This window comes from Anoxybacillus sp. UARK-01 (assembly GCF_002075365.1).
GTDB lineage: Bacteria > Bacillota > Bacilli > Bacillales > Anoxybacillaceae > Anoxybacteroides > Anoxybacteroides rupiense.
Map to the genome: position 1 here is coordinate 18876 of NZ_NASY01000022.1, position 26528 is coordinate 45403.

The following is a 26528-nucleotide window of genomic DNA, read 5'->3' on the forward strand; positions in this document are numbered from 1 at the left end:
CAATTGGTTTATTTGTTGTCCTTGTGCTGTATAAATATCAACGAACGTTATCTACAAAAATCCGAAGCCGGAAGAAAAGTCACCGACCTGTCTCGGGGACGCCAAAACCAACCAACAAGCCGCTTCCAGATAAATTCATTTATCTGGAAGCGGTTTTATTGGGTTGTCCGATCATTCCAATCGGATCATCCCTTGTTCGCATGGGACAAATGTTGATGTATCAAGATGTATCTATAATAGTAGTTGAGCATAATGCTTACCTAGCATCATGGGGATCTCATGTTTATTTTTTAGGAATGTTGTCGATCATGGAGGTTGGGGAATTTTATCTAAAATTGAAAAAATCACTTTCATCGTGTATAGAAGTTGGGTTGTGAAGGATACTAATCACAACAATGGTGAATTCTTCAACGAAGGATTCATCGATGTAATTTTTAAATTTAGATGAAAGTGAGGCATCAATAGATGAAAGCAACTGGTATTGTTCGTCGAATTGATGATTTAGGACGCGTTGTCATTCCAAAAGAAATTCGCAGAACGTTGCGTATTCGAGAAGGAGATCCGCTCGAAATATTCGTTGATCGTGATGGTGAGGTTATATTAAAAAAATATTCGCCTATTAGCGAGCTTGGTGATTTTGCGAAAGAATATGCAGAGGCATTGTTTGACAGCTTAGGTCATCCGGTTTTAATTTGTGACCGAGATACCTTTATCGCCGTAGCTGGTGTGTCGAAAAAAGAATTTCTCAATAAAGGTGTAAGCTCTCTTATTGAGAAAGCAATGGAGGAGCGCCAGTCTGTGATCCATACAGAAGAGAGTGAAGTGGAGCTTGTCGATGGCCATGAGGAACGATTGAAATCATATACAATCGGACCGATTGTGGCGAACGGGGATCCAATTGGAGCTGTTGTCATTTTATCAAAAGACAAAACGATTGGCGAAGTAGAGCACAAATCAGCGGAAACTGCTGCAAGCTTTTTAGCGCGGCAAATGGAGCAATAATGAAATAAAGTGGATTACTTAACAAACGATATCGCTATATTTTGAGCGGTAACACGTGAATGGCCTCCGCTCGCATGTCTAAAGCAGGCAAATGTTATAACGGCTATCAATGTCGACCTGCTTGCTATTGGGTTATCGTTTACGGGGTATGCTAAAAAGAGCGCCTGAGATTTTAAAACAGAATGGACGCCTAATAAAATGTTATCCCCTTAAGGAATGTTTGTACTTTATGCAACGAGCTTTGAGGCGAGCGGGCTGTTTTGAATAAACAGCATTCTATTCCTTCAGAAAGGCAGCTGCTATGCTGTCTTTTTCTTTTTGCGTTATAATGGCAAGGGCTAGCTTTTAGAGTGTTGGAAGGTGAAGCGAAATGGCTATAAATGGTGAATCGCGAAATGCAAGCATATGGCGCGGAGCTACTGTTTTGGCTATTGCAGCCGTTGTAACGAAAATATTGAGCGCTTTTTACCGTATCCCTTATCAAAATATTGTAGGCGATATCGGTTTCTACATTTATCAGCAGGTTTATCCGATTTATGCAATGGTTATAGCTTTAGCTACATACGGCTATCCCGTTGTCATCTCTAAACTTGTAGCGGAGCAAGCAGAAGAAAAAAATGAAGCGGGAATTCGCTATGTTTTGCAAGTCTCATTCTGGTTTTTAGCTGTTATGGGCCTGCTTTGCTTCGGTGTGTTGTACGTAGGGGGAGGGTGGATTGCGCAATGGATGGGAGATGAAAAGTTGACACCGCTGATTCGTACCATTTCTTTCTCATTTTTACTCCTGCCCTTTCTTTCCGTATTACGCGGTTATTTCCAAGGAAAAAATGAGATGATGCCAACGGCTCTGTCACAAGTAGCAGAGCAATCCGTGCGAGTAGCCACGATTATCATCTGTTCATATCTTTTAGTGAAAACGGGACATACCATGTATGAAGCTGGAACAGGTGCTATTTTTGGATCGTTGACGGGAGGGTTTGCAGCGCTTTTGCTTTTAAGTGCGTATTGGCTGCGCAGCGCACGTTCACTGTATTTCTACGAAGCTTCGAGGCTGTCTGCTCAAAGTGTTATTCGGTATTTATTTGTACAAGGATTGACGATCTGTATAGCCAATATGGCACTAACGCTTACTCAACTTGCTGATGCGATGTCGTTATTATCATTGTTAATGGAAAAAGGAATAGAGGAGCAGGCTGCGAAAGCATTTAAAGGAGTATATGATCGCGGTCAGCCGCTTGTGCAGCTAGGAACCGTTGTTGCGACATCGTTCTCATTAACGCTTGTGCCGCTCATTGCAGGAGCGAAAAAACGCGGGGACGAGACATTTATTTTAGAAAAAATAGACGTCACCTTGCGGGTTGCTCTTGTTGTCGGTATCGGTGCGGCTTTTGGCTTGGCTGCGTTAATCCGCCCGGTCAACATCATGCTGTTCAAAAATGATGCCGGCTCTTGGCCATTAGCTATTTTATCGCTATCTATTTTTTTTACCACGATGTCTCTTACAGCTTCCGCCCTTTTACAAGGGATTGGATATGAGCAATTTGCCGTCATTGGCGTACTCATTGCGTTTATTAGTAAGTGGTTGGGCAATCTTTGGTTTGTCCCTATGTTTGGAATTGCCGGAGCGTCATGGGCTACCTGGCTTTCATACATCGTGATGTTTTTGTTTCTGTATCAAGTATTACGAAAGAAGATAGGTGTTTGGTTTATTAAGAAGAAAGATGTATATGCTGTAATGAAAGCGGCGCTTATAATGGTGGTATCATTAAAACTATATATGTGGGGAACGCAGCTGTGGGGAGGAAGCCGGCTGGAAGCGACAGGTCAAGCATTGCTTGGCGTGCTGCTTGGAGGAAGCGTTTATATTATAATGATTTTAAGAGGAAAGCTTTTCTCTCCAAAAGAGATTGCTTTATTTCCTTTTGGAGAAAAATTACGCATATTTCTTGGCAAAATAGGTGATGAAAAGTGAATACGATTTTTATTTTTGGCTTGGGTGCGGGAGATATAGATCAATTGCCGCTTGGCATTTACCGTCAATTAAAAACGGCTTCTCCACTTTTTTTGCGCACAAAAGAGCATCCGGTTGTACAAGCACTTATTGATGAAGGGGTCTCGGCCACCTCTTTTGATGAGTTATATCAAACATATGAAACGTTTGAAGAAGTATATGAAGCGATTGTTCGTGTACTGTTGGACAAAGCGCAAACGAGCGATGTATATTATGCGGTACCTGGACACCCTCTCGTAGCAGAAAAAACGGTACAGCTTTTATTAGAGGCTGAACAAAAGCAGCAATGCCGGGTGGTGGTTTCAGGGGGCCAAAGCTTTTTGGATCCGCTGTTTGCCGCTGTGAAAATCGATCCAATTGAAGGCTTTCAGCTTCTGGATGCAACATCGTTTCAGCAAGAGGAGTGGCAGTTAACGAATCACGTTGTTTTTTGTCAAGTATATGATTCATTCATTGCTTCTGAAGTGAAACTCACATTAATGGAACAACTGCCAGATGATTATCCTGTTTATGTGGTGACAGCGGCAGGGACGGCAGCAGAAAAAGTGATTCAAATTCCTTTATATGAGCTGGATCGTGTTACGGAGCTGAACAATTTAACGAGCGTCTACGTTCCGCCTGTGAGGGAAGAAAAGTGGCTGTATCATCGTTTTGAGAAATTGCGTCATGTCATTGCTACACTCCGCGGACCAAATGGCTGTCCATGGGATCGTAAGCAGACGCACGAATCATTAAAAAAATATTTGCTAGAAGAAGCATATGAACTGTTTGATGCTATTGATATGCAGGACGATGACGGCATCATTGAAGAATTGGGAGATGTTTTATTGCAAGTGATGCTGCATGCGCAAATTGGTGAGGATGAGGGTCTTTTTTCCATATTTGATGTCATCAAAGGAATTACGGAGAAAATGATTCGCCGCCATCCTCATGTATTTGGAGACATAGAGGTACAAAATGCAGAGGAAGTTTTGCAAAATTGGCAGCTGATTAAGGAAAAAGAAAAACAAGACCGTTCTGTATCGTTGCTTGACCAAGTGCCGAAAAGTTTATCAAGCCTTCTAAAGGCTTATGAATTTCAAGCAAAAGCAGCAAAAGTCGGCTTTGATTGGGATGACGTAAAACCGATGTGGGAGAAAGTAGAAGAAGAAATGCAAGAATTTAAACAGGAGCTTTTGCAAGGACACCAAGATGTGAAAAAGCAAATGAATGAGTTCGGAGATCTATTGTTTGCTCTTGTCAACATCGCTCGTTATTATAAGATCAATCCGGAAGAGGCGTTACAGGCAACAAATATGAAATTTTACCGTCGTTTTTCTTATATTGAAGAGCAGGTGAAGACGCGCGGCTTGCGCATGGAGGCACTATCTCTACAAGAGCTTGATCAATGGTGGGAGGAAGCAAAGGAGAAAGGTCTATAAAAGGAGGAAGGCTAATGCGGCTTGATAAGTTTTTGAAGGTATCACGCCTTATTAAAAGGCGGACATTAGCGAAAGAAGTGGCAGAGCAAGGGCGTATCGCGATCAACGATACCATTGCAAAGGCTAGCTCAACAGTGAAAATAGGGGATGAAGTGACGATTCAATTTGGACAGAAAAAATTGACTGTTAAAATTACTGATTTAAAAGAAACGACAAAAAAAGAAGAAGCGTCGCAGCTTTATGAAATTATAAAGGAAGAGCGTATCGAAGAGGAACTCCCACAAAATGAATGATGACAGCTTGTTCTAAAATGTCCCTCGCATTCATACATATGGTACAAATGTGAGATGATTGCGGGGGATGAATATGAGCCAACATTACGAAGGAATGAACAATAAAGGAGCTGTGCAAGAGCATGATGTGGTGATGCGGGGGCGCCGGCTTTTAGATATTACGGGTGTCAAGCAGGTAGAAAGCTTTGACAGCGAAGAGTTTTTGTTGGAAACAGTGATGGGATTTTTGTCTATTCGGGGACAAAACTTGCAAATGAAAAACTTAGATGTTGATAAAGGAATTGTTTCCATCAAGGGGAAAATTTTCGATTTGATTTATTTAGATGAACATCATCAGGAGAAAGCTAAAGGATTCTTTAGCAAGTTGTTCAAATGAGTGTAACCACTCAACTCGAAACGATGCTTGCTATGATTGGAATGGGCGGCTGGCTCGGCCTGTCGATCGACACATATAGCCGCTTTTTACAACGCCGGAAGCGGGCTCGTTTCATCGTTTTTATTAATGATGTTTTATTCTGGCTCCTCCAGGGTCTCATTATTTTTTATGTATTGCTGCTTGTCAATGAAGGGGAACTGCGAGTTTATATTTTTTTAGCTATTTTATGTGGTTATGCCGCTTATCAAAGCTTGTTGCGCAGCCTATATTTGCGGCTATTAGAAATGTTAATTCGCTTTTTTACAGCATTGTTCCGCTTTTTTGTCAGGACATGCTATTATATAGTGGTTCGCCCTATACAAGGGCTTCTGCATCTATTACTGCTGCTTTTGCTTGTGATATGGAAATTGATTCTTTCGACATGTAAACTGCTCTATCGTTGTGTTATTTTTTTGCTAATGCCTGTTTTTTGGCTGATAAAATGGCTTTGGATGATGGTTCCGCTTAAACAAAGAGAGACAATAGCTAAATTTTTTGATTGGGCGGCAGGAGTTGTGCAAAGAGTCAAGAATATCATCATAAAAAGGAGCTCTAAATTCCGAAAATAGGAGTGGAGGTATAAAATGTGAGTGCTTTACATAAAAACAATGTGACAAAGCTTCATTCTTCATATGCTCTAGCACACGAAGAAAAAGAAAGGAAAACGGCAAAAAGACGGCGTATGGTTGTTATTCGTTTTGCTTTTTTATGTGCGGTGCTCATGGCGCTGTCCACTGTATTTTTATATTCTCTCCACTCTCAGTCCGCCGATATTGAGGCGAAGGTAAAAGAGCAGCAGAAGCTCGAGAAACAATTAAAAGCGTTGGAGAAGCAGCAAAAGCAATTGGAGGACGAAATTAAAAAGCTGCATGACGATGACTATATTGCGGAACTGGCCAGAAAAAAGTATTATTTATCAAAAGAAGGGGAAATCATATTTGCTGTTCCGAAAAAATAATCAGCGAATCCCTCAAGACATGGGCATTGAGCTTATTGACACCTGTTTTTCGCATTCGTTATAATAAAGAAAATAATTTTTACTTTTTTAATGATTAAGGAGGAGCACTTTTTTTATGTCAATTGAAGTAGGCAGCAAGTTACAAGGCAAAGTAACGGGAATTACAAAATTCGGAGCGTTTGTGGAGCTGCCAGACGGCGTAACAGGCTTGGTGCATATTAGCGAAGTAGCCGATAATTATGTAAAAGATATTAATGATCATCTTAAAGTCGGCGATGTGGTAGATGTCAGAGTCATTAATGTTGAAAAAGACGGAAAAATCGGCTTGTCGATTAAAAAGGCAAAAGAATCGCAGTCTTCACAGCGCCCGCGTACGAAAGTGAATGATCGTGCCACAAAAGAGAGTTTCGAACAAAAAATCAGCCGCTTTTTAAAAGAAAGCGAAGATCGTTTAGCCTCTCTAAAACGTCATACTGAATCAAAACGAGGAGGTCGTGGCGCGAGACGCGGTTGACTTGCTGCTGAATTACCATAATAATCGGGCAGATAAGTAAATGGTGAACGTATAGAAGCATCCAGCTGATGGATGCTTTTTCTATGTCGCATCTGATGATGGTCATACAAACTCAAGCGGCTGACGTGTGTAAATGTCGCTCGTTTTGTCAAAGAATACAGGGATCGTCATGCGATAGACAGCGATGCTTGTTATGTAAGTACAGGCAAGGCAGAACGGTGGCCATATTCCTTTTTACATTCAAAAATAGATAAAAAAATGTTGACAAAAGAAAAATAGAAAATTAAAATTATAATTGTCGTTATATGGCGGCGTAGCTCAGCTGGCTAGAGCGTACGGTTCATACCCGTGAGGTCGGGGGTTCGATTCCCTCCGCCGCTATCATAAAAATAAGGCCCGTTGGTCAAGTGGTTAAGACACCGCCCTTTCACGGCGGTAACACGGGTTCGAATCCCGTACGGGTCACTACAGGAGGATGCTTCCTAGCAATAGGAAGCATCCTTTTTTATTTTTTTCAAACAAGGCAGAGCCTGTATCATTATGGCAAGTGAGCATGAAATTCGTCGAACAGTTTTTTATACAGCGTTCCTTTTTTGACAAATTTTTGATAATTCAGGAGATATAATAGGGCTAATAGAAAAAACAAAGGAGTGGTTCGGAAGTGGAAAGAATTGAAAGTCGTTTAATCAACCAAATTTCAGAGGTGCCGCTTAACAACACACCAGCTATTTTCTCACGTTGGACGAAGCATTTGAAATTAAGGTTAGGGCATTTGTTTATTCATAAAGGATTTCTATTATTAGTCATTGGTTTTTTGCTTGGGCGCGCGCTCATTTTATCAAAGCTGATTCCATTTGCTTTGCCATTTTTTGTGTCTGTTTATATGATGCGCCGTGAAAAAGCAGGGTTAGCATTTATTGCTTTAGTAGCAGGATCACTAACGGTATCGTTTGAAACGGCGCTGTTTGTTTTGGGAGGGATGGTTAGCTTTTTGCTGCTCTATCCATTCATTAAGAAATTTTTTGATGAATCACTGAAAACGCTCCCTGTTGTTGTATTTTGTCTCTCTTTTTCTACAAAATTGGCGGTTATTTACCTTTTATCGGGTACACCGACAATGTACGAAAATATCATGGCTTTGATTGAAGCTGGTCTTGGGTTTGTCCTTACTCTGATTTTTCTGCAAAGCATTCCTCTGTTAACAATGCAAAAATATAAGCAATCATTAAGGTCTGAGGAAATTATTTCTCTCGTTATTTTACTTGCTTCGATGCTAACAGGTACGATTGGCTGGCAGCTATCTGATTTATCTGCTGAGTATATTTTATCCCGTTATCTCGTATTACTATTTGCTTTTGTGGCAGGTACAACAGTTGGTTCGACAGTAGGAGTAGTAACAGGACTGATTTTAAGCTTAGCGAATGTGGACAATTTATATGAAATGGGATTGCTTGCATTTGCTGGGCTTTTAGGCGGCTTATTGAAAGAAGGCAAGAAAATTGGTGCGGCTTTTGGAATGCTTGTTGCTACTTTATTGATCGGATTGTATGGAAACGGAAAAATGGATGTCGTTCCAACCATATTGGAATCTTGCGTTGCGACATTGTTGTTTCTGCTTACTCCTAGCTCGTTAATAGAAAAGGTAGCCAAGTATGTACCTGGCACTGTCGAGTATATGAATGAACAACAGCAATATGTACGGAAAGTGCGCGATGTGACTGCTCAGAGAGTTTCGCAATTTTCCCGTGTGTTTCAGGCATTGGCTAACAGCTTTTCTAGCGATCGGCTTCTTTCAGATCATGAATATAGCGAAAAAGAGGTTGACTATTTCCTTAGCAATATTGCTGAGAAAACATGCCAAACATGCTTTAGGAAAGAACAATGCTGGTCTCAACAGTTTGATACAACATATGATTATATGAAACAGATTATGACAGAGGCTGAGACAGGAAATCTCATGCAAAACCATAAACTTTTGCGTGAATGGGATCGCTACTGCATGAAGGCCAAAAAAATGGTTGAAGTGATGGAAAAGGATGTTGCGATTTATCAAGCTAATCAAAAACTGCGAAAGCAAATTCAAGAGAGCCGCAAGCTTGTGGCTGAACAACTTATGGGAGTTTCGCAAGTTATGGAAGATTTCGCTAAAGAGATTCAACGGGAGCGCGAAAATCATTATTTACAGGAGGAACAAATTTTCCACGCGTTGCAGGAGTTTGGCATCGAGGTGGGGCATGTTGATATTTATAGTTTGGAAAAAGGAAATATTGATATTGAGATGAGCATTCCATATTGCGAGGGGCGAGGGGAATGTGAAAAATTAATCGCGCCGATGCTTTCTGATATTTTAGATGAAACCATTGTTGTCAAAAGAGAGGAGTGTGCCGCCTATCCAAATGGATATTGCCGTGTTGCATTCGGATCAACGAAAGCTTTTGTTGTCGAAACAGGGGTAGCGTTTGCAGCAAAAGGAGGGGGATTTGTTTCTGGTGATAGTTATTCCATGATTGAGCTTGGCGCAGGAAAATATGCGATTGCAATCAGCGATGGGATGGGGAATGGAGAAAGAGCGCATAATGAAAGCAATGAAACGCTTCGGTTATTGCAAAAAATTTTACAAACAGGTATTGATGAAACAGTAGCCATTAAGTCGATTAATTCGATTCTTTCACTGAGAACGACGGATGAAATTTTTTCAACACTTGATTTAGCGATTATTGATCTGCAAAATGCGGCCACGAAATTTTTGAAAATCGGCTCTATTCCTAGTTTTGTTAAAAGAGGAAATAAAGTGATGAAAATTGAATCAAGCAATTTACCAATAGGAATTATTAAAGAATTCGAATTTGAAATGGTTAGCGAGCAATTAAAAGCGGGCGATCTATTAATTATGATGAGCGATGGAGTATTTGAAGGGCCTTCCCATGTCGAGAATCATGAGCTATGGATGAAACGAAAAATTACCGAATTGCAAACCAATGATCCACAAGAAGTAGCGGATTTAATCATGGAAGAGGTGATTCGAACTCGTTCTGGAAAAATCGAGGATGATATGACCGTAATCGTAGCTAAGATTAAGCATAATACGCCAAAATGGGCAACGATTCCGGCTTATATGTATGCGAAAAAAGCTCAATAAGTATAAAATTCTTTCATTCCGTCGATGATGGTAATACATCATTTGAGGAGGGGAATGAAAGGTGCGAAAAGGAACATTACGGCAAATTTTATTAATTACGGATGGTTGCTCCAACCACGGAGAAGATCCGATCGCAATGGCTTCTCTAGCTAAGGAGCAGGGAATTACAGTCAATGTCATTGGTGTGCTTGATCAAGATACGATTGATGAAAACGGCTTGCGTGAAATAGAAGGAATTGCAATGGCGGGAGGTGGAGTTAGTCAGGTTGTTTATGCTAAACAGCTATCACAAACCGTGCAAATGGTCACACGAAAAGCGATGACACAAACATTGCAAGGAGTGGTTAATAAAGAGCTAAAGCAGATTTTAGGTTCCGATACATCGTTAGAGGATCTGCCTCCAGAAAAGCGCGGAGAAGTCATGGAAGTTGTCGATGAACTCGGCGAAACGATTGAATTGGAAGTTTTAATATTAATAGACACAAGCGGAAGCATGAAAACCAAGCTGCCAACAGTCAAAGAAGCATTATTTGATTTATCGTTGAGCTTAAATGCCCGTACCGGAGATAACCAATTCTCTGTTTTCGTATTTCCTGGGAAACAAGGAAATGTAGAAAAAGTGATGGACTGGACACCTAATCTGGAGGCACTATCGTCCGTATTTCCGAAATTAACGTCTGGAGGACTTACACCGACAGGTCCTGCATTACGTGAAGCGGTTTCCTACTACTTCAATAAAAAACGTTCCTTAAGGAGTTTGATCTCTGGTGATGAATCATACTTTGAAGAATCATCTATGTAAGCTGCCGACTGGAACGATTATTACGGGAAAATGGCATCGCAAAGCATACAAAATGATTAAGCTGCTCGGCAACGGAGCAAATGGGGTTGTTTATTTGGCGGAAAGCCAAAAGGGGCTTGTGGCGATTAAATTAAGTGATAATAACACCACCATTTTATCTGAAGTAAATGTATTAAAACGTTTTTCCAAGGTCCAAGGAGCCGCCCTTGGGCCTTCTTTGCTAGACGTGGATGACTGGCTTGATCCCTCTACCAATCGCCTGACTCCTTTTTATGTAATGGAATATATTAAAGGAGAGGAGTTCTTTTCCTTTATTAAAAAAAGAGGAAAAGAATGGATGATCATTTTAATTTTGCAATTGCTATCTGCATTAGATAAGCTGCATAAAGAAGGCTGGGTATTTGGAGATTTAAAACCAGAGAATTTGCTAGTGGCAGGAATGCCACCAACTATTCGGCTACTTGATGTTGGCGGTACGACTTTGCAAGGAAGAGCAATTAAAGAATTTACTGAATTTTATGATCGGGGATATTGGGGATTTGGTTCACGAAAAGCAGACCCTGCTTATGATCTATTCGCAGTCGCAATGATGATGATTCATGTTTGCTATCCTACACAATTTACCAAAAAGGAAAATGCGCGTCAGCAGTTACTATCTATGATTGAAGCGGATGCGACATTGCGAAAATATCGCAAAGCCCTTATGAAAGCGATTGATGGAACCTATAAGCAAGCGATTGAAATGAAACGAGATCTGGTAGCAGCTATTCATCATTCTGATCTCCCGCCAAAAGAAAAGCATGTTCCTCCCCAAACAATTCCTTCATCAAGAAGCAGGAAAAAACGGCGGAAAGCAAAAAAGCGGCGAGGAGGAGTGATTGAAACGGCATTTATTGCTGCCATTTTATTATTCGTATACGTACTATACTTATATGGACAAGTTCTTTAAATTGACAAACCTTCTTTTTTGAGAAAATATTTCATTAATGATACGATAAATAATGAAGAAAATTGATAGAAGAGGGTTTTTGCTATATGCTTTCGACCGTCCGTTCCTTTATTCAGACGCATCAGCTGCTTGAGCCGAATTCGACTGTTGTAGTTGGTGTATCAGGTGGACCTGATTCTCTTGCTTTGCTACATTTTTTTTATACTATTCGACATGAATGGAAAATCAAGCTTGTTGCTGCTCATGTAGATCATATGTTTCGCGGTCTACAATCAGAAGAAGATATGAATTTTGTGAAACATTTTTGCGCTCAGTTCGGTATTATATGTGAGGCAACACAAATTGACGTTCCTTCTTTCCAACGTCAGACCAAGATAGGTGTACAGGAGGCAGCTCGCATATGCCGTTACCGTTTTTTTCAGGAAATCATGGAGAAGCATTCTGCTTCTTATGTAGCGTTGGCGCATCATGGTGACGACCAAATTGAAACAATTTTAATGAGGCTTGTTCGTGGAAGTAGCCAGAAGGGATATGCCGGGATTCCGGTTAAGCGGCCATTTCACGATGGTTATATCATCCGTCCATTTTTATGCATCAGTCGGGATGATATTGAAGCATACTGTTATGATCATGGCCTTCAGCCTCGCTACGATGAAAGCAATACGAAAGATAGCTATACAAGAAACCGATTTCGCCACGTGCTCCTTCCTTTTTTGAAAAAAGAAAATCCGCGTGTCCATGAACGGTTTCAATATTATAGTGAAACGATGATGGAGGATGAAGCCTTTTTAGAGGAATTAACGGAGCAAGCGATGAATAAGGTAATGGAAAAGCAATCTGACGAAATTACTTTGCGGATTCAGCCGTTTCAAGCGATGCCTAAGCCTTTACAAAGAAGAGGGATTCAACTAATATTGAACTGTCTTTATGATGGAAAGCCTTCCTCTTTGTCCTCGTTACATATAAAAAATGTGTTAGCCATTTTAAACAATAACCATCCTTCAGGCAGGCTGGATTTTCCAAATGGTCTAAAAATCATTCGTTCTTATGATAGCTGTACCTTCACGTTCCAAGAAAAGAAAACAGGGGCTTATATGGTCGAATTTGATGCAGCCATACCAACAACGTTGTATTTGCCAAATGGATGTGCAATCATAAGCGAATTTTGGGAACACTATCCGAGGGAGCGAAAAGGAAATGCCATACTGGTTCTAGATCCAGAAACGCTTGAACTTCCTCTGCGTGTGCGAACAAGGCGCAAGGGTGATCGCATGACATTAAAAGGGATGAAGGGAACAAAAAAAATCAAGGATATTTTTATTGAAAAAAAAATCCCTTTGCATGAACGAGATAGCTGGCCTGTACTTGAAGATGGACAAGGGAGAATTTTGTGGCTTCCAAAGCTAAAAAAATCCGCTTTTGAAGCAACTGATGTTACAAAAATGCGATATCTTGTATTACACTATAAAGAGCAATGAACATCTAGGAGGAAAAAAGAAAATGGGGATGAATCAAGATATTCAAAAAGTTTTAGTGACACAGGAACAAATACAGGAAAAGGTAAAGGAGCTAGGTAAACTGCTTACAGAGGAATATGACGGACGGTTTCCGCTGGCTGTGGGCGTGTTAAAGGGGGCAATGCCTTTCATGTCGGATTTGCTAAAGCATATTGATACATACTTAGAAATGGATTTTATGGATGTGTCTAGCTATGGAAATGCGACGGTGTCATCTGGAGAAGTCAAAATCTTAAAAGATTTGAATACGTCTGTTGAAGGACGTGACATCTTAATTATCGAGGACATTATTGACAGCGGTCTGACCCTGAGTTACTTGGTAGAGCTGTTCCGCTACCGCAAAGCAAAATCGATCAAGATTGTGACGCTTTTAGATAAACCAGCTGGACGAAAAGCAGATATTGAAGCAGATTATGTTGGCTTTGTCGTTCCGGATGAGTTTGTGGTGGGGTATGGGCTAGACTATTGTGAAAAATATCGCAACCTTCCTTATATCGGTGTGTTAAAGCCTGAAGTATACAGCAAATAAAGCGGCAGTCCATACGGTGAATTGGTTGTGTTGGAATGATTTTCTATGGTACTATTGAATATAGCGTGTTTCATATGGGAGGAGGCAAGAAATGAATCGGATCTTCCGTAATACGATATTTTATTTACTAATTTTTCTCGTGGTCATTGGCGTTGTCAGCTTCTTTAATGGGAGCAACCAGCGGACTGAACCGATGACATACGATGCTTTTATTACCCATCTAGAAAACGGTGATGTCAAAACGTTTTCCATGAAGCCGGAACGTGGCGTATACGAGATTAGAGGTCAGTTAAAAGACTATCGTGAAGGCCAGTATTTTTCTACGTATGTAATGAACAGTGATCCTGTTTTAAACCGTATTGACGCGGCGGCTAAACGGACGAGAGTAGAAGTGATGCCGGCGGATGAAACAAGCGGTTGGGTGACGTTCTTTACGTCGATTATTCCGTTTGTTATCATTTTCATTTTATTTTTCTTCTTGCTGAATCAAGCGCAAGGCGGCGGCAGCCGAGTAATGAATTTCGGAAAAAGCCGCGCAAGACTTTATAACGAAGAAAAGAAAAAAGTGCGCTTCCGCGATGTGGCTGGCGCAGATGAAGAGAAGCAGGAACTTGTAGAGATTGTGGAATTTTTAAAAGACCCGAGAAAATTTGCCGAGTTGGGTGCTCGCATTCCAAAGGGAGTGCTGCTTGTTGGACCTCCTGGTACAGGGAAGACGTTGTTAGCTCGTGCGGTAGCTGGAGAAGCAGGAGTTCCGTTTTTCTCCATCAGCGGTTCGGACTTTGTAGAAATGTTTGTAGGTGTCGGTGCATCACGCGTGCGTGATTTGTTTGAAACTGCGAAAAAGAATGCGCCTTGTATTATTTTTATTGATGAAATCGATGCGGTCGGTCGTCAGCGTGGTGCGGGGCTTGGCGGTGGACATGATGAACGCGAGCAAACGCTGAACCAATTGCTTGTGGAAATGGATGGATTTAGCGGCAATGAAGGCATTATTATTATTGCGGCAACGAACCGTCCAGACATTCTTGATCCAGCATTGCTGCGCCCGGGCCGCTTTGACCGTCAAATCACGGTAGATCGCCCGGATGTGAAAGGGCGTGAAGCGGTGTTGCGAGTCCATGCCCGCAACAAACCATTGGATGAATCTGTTGATTTAAAAGCCATTGCTATGCGCACTCCAGGATTTTCTGGCGCTGATTTAGAGAATTTGCTCAATGAAGCAGCTCTCGTAGCTGCGCGGCAAAACAAAAAGAAAATTGATATGAGCGATATTGACGAAGCTACCGATCGCGTCATCGCCGGACCGGCGAAAAAGAGCCGCGTGATTTCTGAGAAAGAGCGTCGCATTGTTGCTTACCATGAAGCGGGACATACGGTTATCGGCATGGTATTAGCTGATGCGGAAATGGTTCATAAAGTCACCATTGTGCCACGCGGGCAAGCAGGTGGCTATGCGGTAATGTTGCCAAAAGAAGATCGTTACTTTATGACCAAGCCAGAGTTGTTAGATAAAATTACTGGCTTGCTGGGCGGCCGTGTCGCTGAAGAAATCGTCTTTGATGAAGTGAGCACAGGAGCCCATAACGATTTTCAGCGTGCGACAAACATTGCTCGTCGGATGGTAACAGAGTTCGGAATGAGCGATAAGCTTGGCCCAATGCAGTTCGGCCAGTCTCATAGCCAAGTGTTTTTAGGCCGCGATTTGCATAGTGAGCAAAACTATAGCGATCAAATCGCATATGAAATTGACTTAGAAATCCAGCGAATTATTAAGGAATGCTATGATAAAGCCAAAAATATCTTAACAGAGCAACGGGATAAACTAGAGCTTATTGCCCAAACATTACTCCAAGTGGAAACGTTAGATGCAGAGCAAATTAAACATCTTTTTGAGCATGGAACGCTTCCGAATCGTACGGGAAATGGAGAGCAACAAGAAGACGTAAAAGTAAATATTCATACAAAGAAAGAAGAAGAATAAGATGTCTCTTTTTACAGAGGCATCTTTTTTCATCATATCAGAAATTACCGCTCGTTCTTTTTTTAGAAGTAAGGCGCTGTCTAGCTTCAAGCGCCATCGATGGACACTTTGCGTGCTTCTTACCTTGCAGGCAATTTTTCTATTCTTATGGTATGATGAAAAGGCAAGAATGTGTGAAAAGTGGGGATGAAGCGATGATTTTTGTGTTAGATGTCGGAAATACTAATACTGTATTAGGGGTATATGATGGAGATGAGCTAAAGCATCATTGGCGTATTGAAACAAGCAGGGGAAAAACAGAAGATGAATATGGAATGACGATTCAAGCACTCCTTAATCATGTCGATCTTAATTTTTCTGATATTGATGGAATTATTATTTCTTCTGTTGTGCCGCCGATCATGTTTGCGCTTGAACGAATGTGTCACAAATATTTTCATATTAAACCACTCATTGTTGGACCAGGAATTAAGACAGGACTCAATATTAAATATGATAATCCGAAAGAAGTAGGGGCAGACCGCATTGTCAATGCTGTTGCGGGTATCCACCTTTATGGGAGCCCGTTAATTATCGTTGACTTTGGAACTGCCACAACATATTGCTATATCAATGAACATAAACAATATATGGGAGGAGCGATTGCTCCGGGAATCACGATTTCAACAGAAGCTTTGTATTCTCGTGCAGCTAAATTGCCAAGGATTGAAATTGCGCGTCCAGATGATATTATTGGGAAAAATACCGTCAGTGCGATGCAGGCTGGTATACTATATGGTTATGTTGGACAGGTCGAAGGCATTGTATCACGGATGAAAGAAAAAAGTGCCATTCCTCCGAAGGTGATTGCAACTGGAGGGTTGGCTTCTTTGATTGCCAACGAATCGAACGTAATTGATATCGTTGATCCATTTTTAACATTAAAAGGACTGCAACTCCTTTATATAAAAAATGCAGATAAAAAATAAGAAAAGGTGAATGAAATGTCAGACTACTTAGTAAAAGCTTTGGCTTATGATGGACAAGTAAGGGCGTATGCAGTACGAACCACAACGACCGTTGGAGAGGCACAGCGACGTCATCAGACATGGCCAACGGCTTCTGCCGCTCTTGGCCGCGCTATGACAGCCGGTGTTATGATGGGAGCGATGCTAAAAGGAAATAGCAAGCTCACCATTAAAATCGAGGGAGGGGGCCCGCTTGGCGCCATTATGGTTGACAGCAATGCCCAGGGAGAAGTCAGAGGGTATGTGACCAATCCGCAAGTCCATTTTGACTTAAATCAGTACGGCAAATTAGATGTAGCCAGAGCAGTAGGGACAAACGGAACGTTGACGATTGTGAAAGATTTAGGGCTGCGTGATTTTTTCACAGGTCAAGTTCCTCTTGTGTCTGGAGAGCTTGGAGAGGATTTCACATACTATTTTGTTTCGTCTGAGCAGGTGCCTTCCTCTGTTGGAGTTGGGGTGCTTGTAAACCCTGATCATACAATCCTAGCAGCCGGCGGATTTATTATTCAGCTGATGCCTAATACAGAAGAACAAACGATTCATGAAATTGAACGAAGGCTTCAAGCCATTCCTCCGGTTTCAAAAATGATTGAAAAAGGAGCGACTCCTGAAGAGATTTTAGAAGAATTGTTAGGCAAAGGAAATGTAAAAATTCTTGAAACTCTTCCTGTTGCTTTTGTATGCAGCTGTTCACGAGAAAGAATTGCAAATGTCCTTATCAGCTTAGGCCCCGAAGAAATTCAAGCGATTATTGATGAAGAAGGGCAGGCTGAGGCAATGTGCCATTTTTGCAATGAGGCGTATCATTTTACAACACAGGAGCTATATGAATTAAAGAAAATGGCTGAATCGTCGACCGAGTAAAAAATTAAATAATTGACAATTGAGAAAATAGTTGATAAATTTTAAACAAATTCTATAAAATTACTCGGGATTAGGGGTGGATAAAAAATGGCACGTGCAGTAAACTCTATTACAGAATTAATCGGAGACACACCAGCAGTAAAATTAAATCGCATCGTGGACGAAGACAGCGCAGATGTATACGTAAAGCTGGAATTTATGAATCCAGGCAGCAGCGTGAAAGACCGTATTGCTTTAGCAATGATTGAAGCCGCTGAAAAAGAAGGAAAGCTAAAGCCAGGAGATACACTTATTGAGCCGACAAGCGGCAATACTGGAATTGGCTTAGCGATGGTAGCGGCTGCGAAAGGATATAAAGCCATTCTGGTCATGCCTGATACAATGAGCTTGGAACGCCGTAATCTATTGCGGGCATATGGTGCGGAGCTTATATTGACACCAGGCAGTGAAGGAATGCGAGGAGCGATCAACAAAGCGGAAGAGTTGGCTAAAGAACACGGCTATTTTATGCCACAGCAATTTAAAAACGAAGCGAACCCGGAAATCCATCGAATTACGACAGGAAAAGAAATTGTAGAACAAATGGGCGATCAGCTGGATGCGTTTATTGCTGGAATCGGTACTGGTGGAACGATTACAGGAGCTGGCGAGGTACTGCGTGAAGCCTACCCAAATATTAAAATTTATGCAGTAGAGCCTGCAGATTCTCCTGTGTTATCAGGAGGAAAACCGGGACCGCATAAAATCCAAGGCATTGGCGCTGGATTTGTCCCAGATATTTTAAATACAGATATTTACGACGAAGTCATTGCTGTAAAGACAGAGGAAGCATTTGAGACTGCTCGCCGCGCTGCCCGCGAAGAAGGAATTTTAGGAGGCATTTCATCAGGGGCAGCTATCCATGCAGCTCTAAAGGTAGCCAAGCAGCTCGGAAAAGGAAAAAAAGTATTGGCAATTGTTCCAAGTAATGGAGAGCGTTACTTAAGTACAGCGCTATATCAATTCGAAGAATAAGGAAAAGTCGCATATCTCGGCAGGGAATACTCCCTGTCGAAATTTTTTTATAGTACAATAAGTATGGTGCAACAAAGGAAGGGAGGTATGGACCTTTTATGAGACTGAGGCGAATACTCAAAAAAAAGATTGCTTATCAGCATAAGGAGTGGTTCAAACAATATCAATGGCTCGCACAAGATGAGCCTTATCATATTTTGCTAGAAAGTGGACGTTCAGGGCGTTACAGCATTATCGGCTTGCGCCCAGCCGGAATGGTACAAGGAAGCGGACAGGAGCTTTTGCTTCGCTATCGAGGAGAAGAACTGAAGCTACAAGGAAATCCGTTACATTTGCTAAAGCGATGGTTTTCGCAATGGAAGACGGATTTTGATGATGATGGTCCCGATTTTCAAGGGGGATTGATGGGCTATTTTAGCTATGATTGTGTCCGCTATATCGAACGCCTTCCTTCCCAAGCAGAGGATGATCTTAAAGTTCCAGATCTTTATTTTTTAATTTTTGACGATATTGTTGTTTATGATCATGAGGAACAAGCTCTGCATCTCATTGTTCATTATGTAGAGGAAGAACACGAAGATGCACAAAAGCGTCTTTCGCTTTATGAATTCTTATGGTTACAGGAGAGCAAGCAGCCGAATGGGTGGTTTTTTACTCCAAAGGCGCAAAGCGAATCTGTTTCCATGACAGAAACGGAGTTTATGGAGGCGGTTGAAAAAGTTCGGCAATATATCGGGCAAGGAGATGTGTTTCAAGTCAACCTGTCAGTGCGGCAATCCAAGCCTTTGTTCACACATCCATTTCACATTTATGAAAAGCTGCGTCTGTTAAATCCTTCTCCATATATGGGGTATCTTCATTTTCCGGAATTTCAGGTGGTGAGCGGCTCACCAGAATTGCTCATAAAAAAGCAAAAATCTCGTCTGAGTACAAGACCGATTGCGGGGACACGTTCGCGAGGCAGTACAGCGGAGGAGGATCAACAAATCGCTAATAAGTTGTTAGAAAACGAGAAAGAGCGAGCAGAGCATCTCATGCTTGTTGATTTAGAGCGCAATGATTTAGGCAGAGTATGCAAATATGGTACAGTAAAAGTAGATGAATGGATGACCATTGAAGCATATTCTCATGTCATGCATATTGTATCGCATGTATCAGGAGAAATGAAAAAGGAAAAAGATGTTTTTGATGTGATAAAGGCCGTATTTCCAGGCGGGACGATTACCGGGGCTCCAAAAGTGCGCACGATGGAAATCATTGAGGAATTAGAGCCAGTGCGACGCGGAATCTATACCGGATCAATTGGTTGGATCGGCTTTAATGGAGATATGGAGTTTAATATTGCGATTCGAACCATGATCGCCAAAGACGGGATGGCGCACGTACAAGCTGGCGCCGGGATTGTTATTGATTCTCGTCCACCGCATGAATACAAAGAATGTTTGAAAAAAGCAAGAGCCCTGTGGCAAGCAAAAGAGATGAGCGAAGCAGAGCGATTATTTATGACGAGGTGAGAAAAGATGATTTTAATGATCGATAACTATGATTCATTTACGTACAATTTAGTTCAATATTTAGGAGAATTAGGTGAGGAGTTAATTGTCAAACGAAATGATGAGATCGATGTGCAGGGCATACAACAATTGAATCCTGATTTTTTAATGATCTCGCCTGGGCCGTGCAGTCCGAATGAAGCGGGGGTCAGCTTGGCAGCCATTGAGCACTTCGCTGGCAAAATTCCTATTTTCGGAGTGTGCCTCGGCCATCAATCCATTGCACAAGTATTTGGCGGGGAAGTGGTTCGCGCGGAAAAGCTGATGCATGGAAAAACATCACAAATCTTACATGATGGAAAAACGATTTTTTCGGAGGTTCCAAATCCATTTACAGCTACCCGCTACCATTCATTAATTGTAAAAAAAGAAACATTGCCTGAATGCTTTGACATTTCAGCGTGGACAGAAGACGACGAGATTATGGCAATCCGTCATAAAACGCTGCCTATAGAGGGGGTTCAGTTTCATCCAGAGTCGATCATGACTGTATATGGGATGGAGCTTTTGAACAATTTTATTCAAACATATAAAAGGAATCGATAATCCATGTATGTATATATAAATGGTAAAGTTATTCCGAATGAACAGGCCCGTATTTCGCCATTTGATCACGGCTTTATGTATGGATTGGGAGTCTTTGAAACCTTTCGTACTTATAATCGTCATCCGTTTTTACTGGATGACCATCTTGCACGCCTTCATAAAAGTTTAGTGGATATGCAAATCCGTTTTTCAGTTAGCCGGGAAGAGACAATCGCAATCATTCAGCAGCTATTAGCAGTTAATCGCTTAGAAGATGCTTATATTCGCTTAAATATCTCAGCGGGAATTGGCGATATTGGTTTGCAAATCGATGCATATACTGAGCCGACTGTTATTGTATATATGAAATCATTGCCGGAAATAGCTGTAAAAGAAAAAATGTGTACCATTTTAAAAACAAGGAGAAATAGTCCTGAGGGAGAAACGCGTCTTAAATCGCATCATTATTTTAATAATGTGCTTGGTAAGCGCGAGATGAGAAGCCATCCTCACATGGAAGGGATTTTTCTGAATCATTATGGCTTTCTTGCTGAAGGAATTGTCTCCAATCTGTTTTGGGTGAAAGACGGAATTGTATATACTCCAGCGCTAGAAACAGGAATTTTAAATGGAGTTACACGACAGTTTGTCATGGCTATGCTCGGCGTTTCAGGAATTCGCTGTGAAGAAGGACTTTACACCTTAAAGGATTTAGAACAAGCAGAAGAGGTATTTTTAACGAACTCAATTCAAGAAATTGTTCCCGTTTCGCGAATCGATCATTTCGTTTATCCGGGTGAACGCGGCGTCTTTGTTCAATCTTTGAAGGCCCATTATGCTTGCTTCACACATTCTTTATGGACAAGATATCAATTAACAGAAAGGATCAGTATGGAACAATGAATGTGATTCAGTGTGGACCGTATACACTTGATATAAAGCAAAAAACAATCATCATGGGAATTTTAAATGTAACACCTGATTCATTTTCGGATGGAGGAAAATTTAATGCAATCGATCGCGCTGTTGAGCATGCCAAGCAATTGGTAGATGCTGGAGCAGATATTATTGATATTGGAGGGGAATCGACGCGCCCGGGAGCTGAGAAAGTAGCGCTAGAAGAAGAATTAAAACGAGTGATACCTGTAGTAAAAGCGTTAGCCAATGAAATAAAGGTTCCTATTTCTGTAGACACTTACAAGGCAGAAGTAGCGAAACAAGCTATTGAGGCGGGAGCGCATATAATTAACGATATATGGGGGGCTAAAGCCGATACGAAAATGGCAGAAGTAGCTGCCCATTATCAAGTGCCGATTATTTTAATGCATAATCGCTATCAAGTAGATTATAAAGACTTCATTAACGATATGATTTCTGATCTGTTGGAAAGTGTGGAGTTAGCCAAAAAAGCTGGGGTGAAGGACGAAAATATTATCTTAGACCCGGGCATCGGATTTGCAAAAACAGCTGAGCATAATCTGCAAGTCATGAGACATTTGGACAAGTTTGTACAATTAGGCTATCCATTGTTATTAGGAACATCGCGAAAATCATTTATCGGCCATGTTCTTGATTTGCCAGTCCATGAGCGTATGGAAGGGACGGGAGCCACGATTTGTTTAGGGATTGCGAAAGGGGTTCACATCGTTCGTGTCCACGATGTTCAGCCGATCGCTAGAATGGCAAAAATGATGGATGCCATGATAGGGAAAGGGGGCGATGGCCATCGATAAAATTTATCTAAACGCAATGGAGTTTTATGGATATCACGGGGCCATCCCAGAAGAAAATAGATTGGGGCAGCGATTTATAGTTGATTTAGTGATTGAGACTGACTTGAAAAAAGCAGGAGAAAGCGATTGTTTAGATGATACGATTAATTATGCCGCTCTATATGAAATATGCCGTGAAATCGTGGAGGAGCAGCGCTTTAAACTGATTGAGGCGGTGGCGGAACAAATTGCTTGCCATGTTTTATCTGCGTTTTCTTCGATTCTGCAATGCACGGTCAAAGTGGTGAAGCCGAATCCGCCTATTAAAGGCCATTACCAATCTGTAGCGGTAGAAATAGTAAGGAGACGTTAAATGGAAAACTGCGCATATATTGCCTTGGGATCTAATATTGGACAACGTATTCTTTATTTATACAAAGCTGTTCAAAAACTAGCGGAACATCCGCAAATCTCTGTTATTCAAACTTCCTCTATTTATGAAACGGATCCGGTTGGCTACATCCAACAGAACAAGTTTTTAAATATGGTTGTGCAAATTCAAACATCGCTATCTCCTTTTGAACTATTGGAAGAAACGCAAAAAATTGAGCAGGAGCTTGGGCGAAAACGAGAGATTCGTTGGGGACCGCGTACGATAGACCTTGACATTTTATTATATAATCGTGAAAATATTGAAACAGAACAACTTACCATTCCGCATCCGCGAATGGCAGAAAGAGCGTTTGTATTAGTTCCGTTGTTTGAGCTTAATGAGAAAATATACATTCCAAATTTGAATGGTGATTTATCGTTATGTATAGATCAATTATTAAATAAAGAAGGGGTATATTTATGGAAGCAGAAAAGTGGGGGAGACGTATTCGCGCTTTTCGAAAGCTAAAAGGCTACACACAAGAGAGATTTGCCAAACAGTTGGGCATTTCTGTATCGGTTTTAGGGGAAATTGAACGAGGCAATCGCCTGCCGACAGAACAGTTTTTACAAATGGTAGCTCAATGCTTAAACATTACGGTTGAGGAGCTCTCGCCACCAGAGATCGTAGCGGGAGAAGAAAGGAGGGCAAGAAATGTTTAAAATTGGTGATGTTCAGATCAATAACCGTGTTGTTCTAGCGCCAATGGCAGGAGTGTGTAATTCTGCGTTCCGCCTGACGGTGAAGGAATTTGGTGCGGGGTTGGTCTGTGCAGAAATGGTCAGTGATAAAGGAATTTTGTTCAATAATGAAAAAACATTAAATATGCTTTATATTGATGAACGTGAAAAGCCGCTAAGTTTGCAAATTTTTGGCGGAGAGAAGGAAACGCTTGTCGAGGCAGCGAAATTTGTCGATAAAAATACAAATGCTGATATTATTGATATTAATATGGGATGTCCTGTTCCAAAAATCACAAAATGCGACGCTGGAGCTAAATGGTTGCTAGATCCGAATAAAATTTATGATGTCGTAAGTGCTGTCGTCGATGCGGTTGAAAAACCTGTAACAGTAAAAATGCGTATCGGCTGGGACGAAGATCATATTTATGCAGTGGAAAATGCCCAAGCAGTAGAGCGCGCAGGCGGCAAGGCTGTTGCTGTTCACGGGAGAACAAGAGTGCAAATGTACGAAGGAAAAGCAGATTGGAATATCATTAAACAGGTAAAAGAAGCTGTTAATATTCCGGTGATTGGAAATGGAGACGTACAAACTCCTCAAGATGCCAAAAGAATGCTTGATGAAATAGGCGTTGACGGCGTTATGATCGGTCGTGCTGCTTTGGGAAATCCATGGATGATTTATCGAACAGTTCGCTATTTAGAAACTGGAGAATTGATACCAGAGCCATCTGTCCGAGAAAAAATAGATGTGTGCATTTTGCATTTAGATCGTCTCATTGCTTTAAAAAATGAGCATATTGCGGTCAAAGAAATGCGCAAACACGCCGCTTGGTATTTAAAAGGCGTACGTGGAAATGCAAGGGTAAGAAATGCCATTAACGAATGCAATACTCGGGAAGAGCTGGTCAATCTTTTAAGACAGTTCGTTGAAGAAGTAGAAGCAAAACAACAGAGTGATGCGCAGGCTGTGTAAGTGAAGGAATATATGTCATGACTATTTACTGTCAGCCTTTGCTGACAGTATTTTTAATAAATTAAAAAATGGAGTGAATGGAATATGAGTCACGAAGAATTGAATGACCAATTACGAGTACGTCGAGAAAAACTAAGCAAACTAAGACAGAAGGGTATTGACCCATTTGGAAAACGATTTGAACGCACGCATAAAGCCGAAGAGCTTTTTGAATTATATGGAGGTTTATCAAAAGAAGAATTGGAAGAAAAGAATATCCAAGTAGCCATTGCAGGCCGCATTATGACAAAAAGGGGAAAAGGAAAAGCTGGATTTGCCCATATTCAAGATTTGACAGGTCAAATTCAAATTTATGTGCGAAAAGATGATGTTGGTGAAGAACAATATGAAATATTTGATACTTCCGATCTAGGAGATATCGTTGGTGTTCAAGGAACCGTTTTTAAAACTAAAGTAGGCGAATTGTCGATTAAAGTATCCGCTTATGAGTTGCTAACAAAGTCTTTGCGGCCTCTTCCAGAAAAATATCATGGCTTGAAGGATATTGAACAGCGTTATCGTCAGCGTTATCTGGATTTAATTGTAAATCCAGAAAGCAAAAATACATTTATTACTCGTAGTTTAATTATTCAATCGATGCGTCGTTATTTAGATACTCATGGATATTTGGAAGTAGAGACACCGATGATGCATTCCATCGCTGGAGGAGCAGCGGCGCGTCCGTTTATTACGCATCATAATGCTCTAGATATTCCGCTATATATGCGGATTGCCATTGAATTGCATTTGAAACGGCTTATTGTAGGTGGATTAGAAAAAGTATATGAAATTGGCCGTGTATTCCGCAATGAAGGAGTTTCTACACGACATAATCCAGAATTCACGATGCTTGAGTTATATGAAGCGTATGCGGATTATCAAGATATTATGAACCTGACGGAAAATATGATTGCCCATATCGCTCAAGAAGTACTAGGTACAACAAAAATTCAATACGGAGAGCACGAAGTAGACTTAACCCCACAATGGAAACGGCTTCACATGGTGGATGCTATTAAAGAATATGTGGGAGTAGATTTTTGGCGGCAAATGACGGATGAGCAAGCTCGCGAATTGGCAAAACAACATGGCGTGGAGGTAGCGCCACATATGACATTTGGTCATATTGTCAATGAGTTTTTCGAGCAAAAGGTAGAAGATAAACTCATTCAGCCGACTTTTATTTATGGTCATCCAGTGGAGATTTCTCCGCTAGCGAAGAAAAATCCAGAAGATCCTCGATTCACTGATCGTTTTGAGCTGTTTATTGTAGGGCGTGAGCATGCTAATGCATTCACAGAATTAAACGATCCAATCGATCAAAGAGAGAGATTCGAGGCACAGCTTAAAGAGCGTGAGCAAGGCAACGATGAAGCACACGAGATGGATGAAGATTTTATTGAGGCTCTAGAATATGGGATGCCACCAACAGGTGGATTAGGAATAGGAATCGACAGATTAGTTATGTTGTTGACTAATTCACCATCGATTCGTGATGTATTACTATTTCCACAAATGCGTAATAGATAAAAGTTATACTAAAAAATCCCCTGTGAAAGGAATTCATGGGGGATTTTAATTTATTTTTTTAATAAAAACTATTGATTTATTTTCGTGCAAGTGATATATTAAAAAACGTCGCTTTTAGTCGATCAAAAACAGTAATGAATAGTTAAAAAAGTAGTTGACAAGCTAAAAGACAAATGTTATATTGATAAAGTCGCCTGTGAGCGATAAGATAAATGTTCTTTGAAAACTGAACAAAACGAAGCGTTAATCGAAAAGTTTCGGTATGGTCAACCGAAATTTAAATAATAGCCAATCAACTTTCTTTTGGAGAGTTTGATCCTGGCTCAGGACGAACGCTGGCGGCGTGCCTAATACATGCAAGTCGAGCGGACCGAATAGAAGCTTGCTTCTGTTTGGTTAGCGGCGGACGGGTGAGTAACACGTGGGTAACCTGCCCGTAAGACGGGGATAACTTCGGGAAACCGGAGCTAATACCCGATAAGTCTAAAGACCGCATGGTCTTTAGTTGAAAGGCGGCTTCGGCTGTCACTTACGGATGGGCCCGCGGCGCATTAGCTAGTTGGTGAGGTAACGGCTCACCAAGGCGACGATGCGTAGCCGACCTGAGAGGGTGATCGGCCACACTGGGACTGAGACACGGCCCAGACTCCTACGGGAG

The 26528-nt window shown here is 41.3% G+C and carries 26 protein-coding genes, 2 tRNA genes and 1 rRNA gene; all 29 read left to right on the forward strand.

What is annotated here, in order from left to right; genetic code table 11:
• The first annotated feature begins 465 nt into the window (after positions 1-465).
• Complete coding sequence (gene spoVT, locus B6A27_RS02480) at positions 466-1002, forward strand: stage V sporulation protein T (RefSeq protein ID WP_044742022.1); 537 nt, start codon at positions 466-468, stop codon at positions 1000-1002.
• Between the two features lie 370 nt (positions 1003-1372).
• Positions 1373-2974: a putative polysaccharide biosynthesis protein gene (locus tag B6A27_RS02485; RefSeq protein WP_080859974.1), complete on the forward strand. Its 1602-nt coding sequence runs from the start codon at positions 1373-1375 to the stop codon at positions 2972-2974.
• Entirely contained in the window at positions 2971-4434 is a 1464-nt protein-coding gene (gene yabN, locus B6A27_RS02490) for a bifunctional methyltransferase/pyrophosphohydrolase YabN (protein ID WP_080859977.1), read from the forward strand. Before B6A27_RS02485 ends, yabN begins: the two co-directional genes overlap by 4 nt.
• A 14-nt stretch (positions 4435-4448) precedes the next feature.
• Positions 4449-4727 carry an RNA-binding S4 domain-containing protein gene (locus B6A27_RS02495; protein ID WP_066151198.1) on the forward strand — a complete coding sequence of 93 codons (279 nt, stop codon included), beginning with the start codon at positions 4449-4451 and terminating at the stop codon, positions 4725-4727.
• A 73-nt stretch (positions 4728-4800) separates the two neighbouring features.
• Positions 4801-5103 carry a sporulation protein YabP gene (gene yabP / locus B6A27_RS02500; RefSeq protein ID WP_044742018.1) on the forward strand — a complete coding sequence of 101 codons (303 nt, stop codon included), beginning with the start codon at positions 4801-4803 and terminating at the stop codon, positions 5101-5103.
• A complete protein-coding gene (yabQ, locus tag B6A27_RS02505) occupies positions 5100-5711 on the forward strand; it encodes a spore cortex biosynthesis protein YabQ (RefSeq protein ID WP_080859979.1) in 612 nt (203 codons plus the stop codon). Before yabP ends, yabQ begins: the two co-directional genes overlap by 4 nt.
• A gap of 17 nt (positions 5712-5728) precedes the next feature.
• Positions 5729-6100 carry an FtsB family cell division protein gene (locus B6A27_RS02510; protein ID WP_080859981.1) on the forward strand — a complete coding sequence of 124 codons (372 nt, stop codon included), beginning with the start codon at positions 5729-5731 and terminating at the stop codon, positions 6098-6100.
• A gap of 115 nt (positions 6101-6215) precedes the next feature.
• Positions 6216-6614 carry a S1 domain-containing RNA-binding protein gene (locus tag B6A27_RS02515; RefSeq protein WP_066151188.1) on the forward strand — a complete coding sequence of 133 codons (399 nt, stop codon included), beginning with the start codon at positions 6216-6218 and terminating at the stop codon, positions 6612-6614.
• Positions 6615-6921: 307 nt separating this feature from the next.
• Positions 6922-6995, forward strand: a tRNA-Met gene (locus B6A27_RS02520).
• A 12-nt stretch (positions 6996-7007) separates the two neighbouring features.
• A tRNA-Glu gene (locus tag B6A27_RS02525) sits at positions 7008-7079 on the forward strand.
• 196 nt (positions 7080-7275) lie between these two features.
• Positions 7276-9753 carry a stage II sporulation protein E gene (gene spoIIE / locus B6A27_RS02530; RefSeq protein WP_080859983.1) on the forward strand — a complete coding sequence of 826 codons (2478 nt, stop codon included), beginning with the start codon at positions 7276-7278 and terminating at the stop codon, positions 9751-9753.
• Between the two features lie 61 nt (positions 9754-9814).
• A complete protein-coding gene (locus B6A27_RS02535; RefSeq protein ID WP_044743279.1) occupies positions 9815-10555 on the forward strand; it encodes a VWA domain-containing protein in 741 nt (246 codons plus the stop codon).
• Entirely contained in the window at positions 10521-11504 is a 984-nt protein-coding gene (locus tag B6A27_RS02540) for a protein kinase domain-containing protein (protein WP_080859984.1), read from the forward strand. Before B6A27_RS02535 ends, B6A27_RS02540 begins: the two co-directional genes overlap by 35 nt.
• Positions 11505-11590: 86 nt before the next feature.
• Entirely contained in the window at positions 11591-12982 is a 1392-nt protein-coding gene (gene tilS, locus B6A27_RS02545; RefSeq protein WP_066151185.1) for a tRNA lysidine(34) synthetase TilS, read from the forward strand.
• A 22-nt stretch (positions 12983-13004) separates the two neighbouring features.
• A complete protein-coding gene (gene hpt / locus B6A27_RS02550; protein ID WP_044743282.1) occupies positions 13005-13550 on the forward strand; it encodes a hypoxanthine phosphoribosyltransferase in 546 nt (181 codons plus the stop codon).
• A 91-nt stretch (positions 13551-13641) separates the two neighbouring features.
• Positions 13642-15534: an ATP-dependent zinc metalloprotease FtsH gene (gene ftsH, locus B6A27_RS02555; RefSeq protein WP_044743283.1), complete on the forward strand. Its 1893-nt coding sequence runs from the start codon at positions 13642-13644 to the stop codon at positions 15532-15534.
• A 194-nt stretch (positions 15535-15728) separates the two neighbouring features.
• Entirely contained in the window at positions 15729-16502 is a 774-nt protein-coding gene (locus tag B6A27_RS02560; RefSeq protein ID WP_080859985.1) for a type III pantothenate kinase, read from the forward strand.
• A gap of 15 nt (positions 16503-16517) precedes the next feature.
• The gene (gene hslO / locus B6A27_RS02565) at positions 16518-17408 is read left to right on the forward strand and encodes an Hsp33 family molecular chaperone HslO (protein ID WP_080859987.1); all 891 of its coding nucleotides are present in this window, start codon (positions 16518-16520) and stop codon (positions 17406-17408) included.
• Between the two features lie 87 nt (positions 17409-17495).
• Positions 17496-18422 (forward strand): cysteine synthase A, encoded by a 927-nt coding sequence (cysK, locus tag B6A27_RS02570; protein WP_066151178.1) that lies wholly within the window; start codon positions 17496-17498, stop codon positions 18420-18422.
• 98 nt (positions 18423-18520) lie between these two features.
• Complete coding sequence (trpE, locus tag B6A27_RS02575; RefSeq protein ID WP_080859989.1) at positions 18521-19936, forward strand: anthranilate synthase component I; 1416 nt, start codon at positions 18521-18523, stop codon at positions 19934-19936.
• A gap of 6 nt (positions 19937-19942) precedes the next feature.
• On the forward strand, positions 19943-20521 hold the full coding sequence (gene pabA, locus B6A27_RS02580; protein WP_044743287.1) for an aminodeoxychorismate/anthranilate synthase component II: 579 nt from the start codon (positions 19943-19945) through the stop codon (positions 20519-20521).
• Positions 20522-20524: 3 nt separating this feature from the next.
• On the forward strand, positions 20525-21403 hold the full coding sequence (gene pabC / locus B6A27_RS02585; RefSeq protein WP_080859991.1) for an aminodeoxychorismate lyase: 879 nt from the start codon (positions 20525-20527) through the stop codon (positions 21401-21403).
• Positions 21400-22233: a dihydropteroate synthase gene (gene folP, locus B6A27_RS02590; RefSeq protein ID WP_080859993.1), complete on the forward strand. Its 834-nt coding sequence runs from the start codon at positions 21400-21402 to the stop codon at positions 22231-22233. Before pabC ends, folP begins: the two co-directional genes overlap by 4 nt.
• Positions 22226-22585, forward strand: coding sequence for a dihydroneopterin aldolase (folB, locus tag B6A27_RS02595; RefSeq protein ID WP_066151252.1), 360 nt, complete (start codon positions 22226-22228; stop codon positions 22583-22585). The genes folP and folB overlap by 8 nt, the downstream gene beginning before the upstream one ends.
• Positions 22586-23113, forward strand: a complete 528-nt coding sequence (folK, locus tag B6A27_RS02600; protein ID WP_066151165.1) for a 2-amino-4-hydroxy-6-hydroxymethyldihydropteridine diphosphokinase — start codon at positions 22586-22588, stop codon at positions 23111-23113.
• The gene (locus tag B6A27_RS02605) at positions 23065-23307 is read left to right on the forward strand and encodes a helix-turn-helix domain-containing protein (RefSeq protein ID WP_080859995.1); all 243 of its coding nucleotides are present in this window, start codon (positions 23065-23067) and stop codon (positions 23305-23307) included. Before folK ends, B6A27_RS02605 begins: the two co-directional genes overlap by 49 nt.
• The gene (dusB, locus tag B6A27_RS02610; RefSeq protein WP_066151161.1) at positions 23300-24301 is read left to right on the forward strand and encodes a tRNA dihydrouridine synthase DusB; all 1002 of its coding nucleotides are present in this window, start codon (positions 23300-23302) and stop codon (positions 24299-24301) included. Before B6A27_RS02605 ends, dusB begins: the two co-directional genes overlap by 8 nt.
• 84 nt (positions 24302-24385) lie before the next feature.
• Positions 24386-25870, forward strand: coding sequence for a lysine--tRNA ligase (gene lysS, locus B6A27_RS02615; RefSeq protein ID WP_080859996.1), 1485 nt, complete (start codon positions 24386-24388; stop codon positions 25868-25870).
• A gap of 300 nt (positions 25871-26170) precedes the next feature.
• Positions 26171-26528 (forward strand): 16S ribosomal RNA (locus B6A27_RS02620); the annotation flags it as partial.

Excerpts from the sequence above, each read along its gene's own strand:
- spoVT (WP_044742022.1), top strand. The coding sequence starts at position 466 with ATGAAAGCAACTGGTATTGTTCGTCGAATTGATGATTTAGGACGCGTT.
- B6A27_RS02485 (WP_080859974.1), top strand. The coding sequence starts at position 1,373 with ATGGCTATAAATGGTGAATCGCGAAATGCAAGCATATGGCGCGGAGCT.
- B6A27_RS02495 (WP_066151198.1), top strand. The coding sequence starts at position 4,449 with ATGCGGCTTGATAAGTTTTTGAAGGTATCACGCCTTATTAAAAGGCGG.
- yabP (WP_044742018.1), top strand. The coding sequence starts at position 4,801 with ATGAGCCAACATTACGAAGGAATGAACAATAAAGGAGCTGTGCAAGAG.
- yabQ (WP_080859979.1), top strand. The coding sequence starts at position 5,100 with ATGAGTGTAACCACTCAACTCGAAACGATGCTTGCTATGATTGGAATG.
- B6A27_RS02515 (WP_066151188.1), top strand. The coding sequence starts at position 6,216 with ATGTCAATTGAAGTAGGCAGCAAGTTACAAGGCAAAGTAACGGGAATT.
- tilS (WP_066151185.1), top strand. The coding sequence starts at position 11,591 with ATGCTTTCGACCGTCCGTTCCTTTATTCAGACGCATCAGCTGCTTGAG.
- hpt (WP_044743282.1), top strand. The coding sequence starts at position 13,005 with ATGGGGATGAATCAAGATATTCAAAAAGTTTTAGTGACACAGGAACAA.
- ftsH (WP_044743283.1), top strand. The coding sequence starts at position 13,642 with ATGAATCGGATCTTCCGTAATACGATATTTTATTTACTAATTTTTCTC.
- B6A27_RS02560 (WP_080859985.1), top strand. The coding sequence starts at position 15,729 with ATGATTTTTGTGTTAGATGTCGGAAATACTAATACTGTATTAGGGGTA.
- hslO (WP_080859987.1), top strand. The coding sequence starts at position 16,518 with ATGTCAGACTACTTAGTAAAAGCTTTGGCTTATGATGGACAAGTAAGG.
- cysK (WP_066151178.1), top strand. The coding sequence starts at position 17,496 with ATGGCACGTGCAGTAAACTCTATTACAGAATTAATCGGAGACACACCA.
- trpE (WP_080859989.1), top strand. The coding sequence starts at position 18,521 with ATGAGACTGAGGCGAATACTCAAAAAAAAGATTGCTTATCAGCATAAG.
- pabA (WP_044743287.1), top strand. The coding sequence starts at position 19,943 with ATGATTTTAATGATCGATAACTATGATTCATTTACGTACAATTTAGTT.
- pabC (WP_080859991.1), top strand. The coding sequence starts at position 20,525 with ATGTATGTATATATAAATGGTAAAGTTATTCCGAATGAACAGGCCCGT.
- folP (WP_080859993.1), top strand. The coding sequence starts at position 21,400 with ATGAATGTGATTCAGTGTGGACCGTATACACTTGATATAAAGCAAAAA.
- folK (WP_066151165.1), top strand. The coding sequence starts at position 22,586 with ATGGAAAACTGCGCATATATTGCCTTGGGATCTAATATTGGACAACGT.
- B6A27_RS02605 (WP_080859995.1), top strand. The coding sequence starts at position 23,065 with ATGGAAGCAGAAAAGTGGGGGAGACGTATTCGCGCTTTTCGAAAGCTA.
- dusB (WP_066151161.1), top strand. The coding sequence starts at position 23,300 with ATGTTTAAAATTGGTGATGTTCAGATCAATAACCGTGTTGTTCTAGCG.
- lysS (WP_080859996.1), top strand. The coding sequence starts at position 24,386 with ATGAGTCACGAAGAATTGAATGACCAATTACGAGTACGTCGAGAAAAA.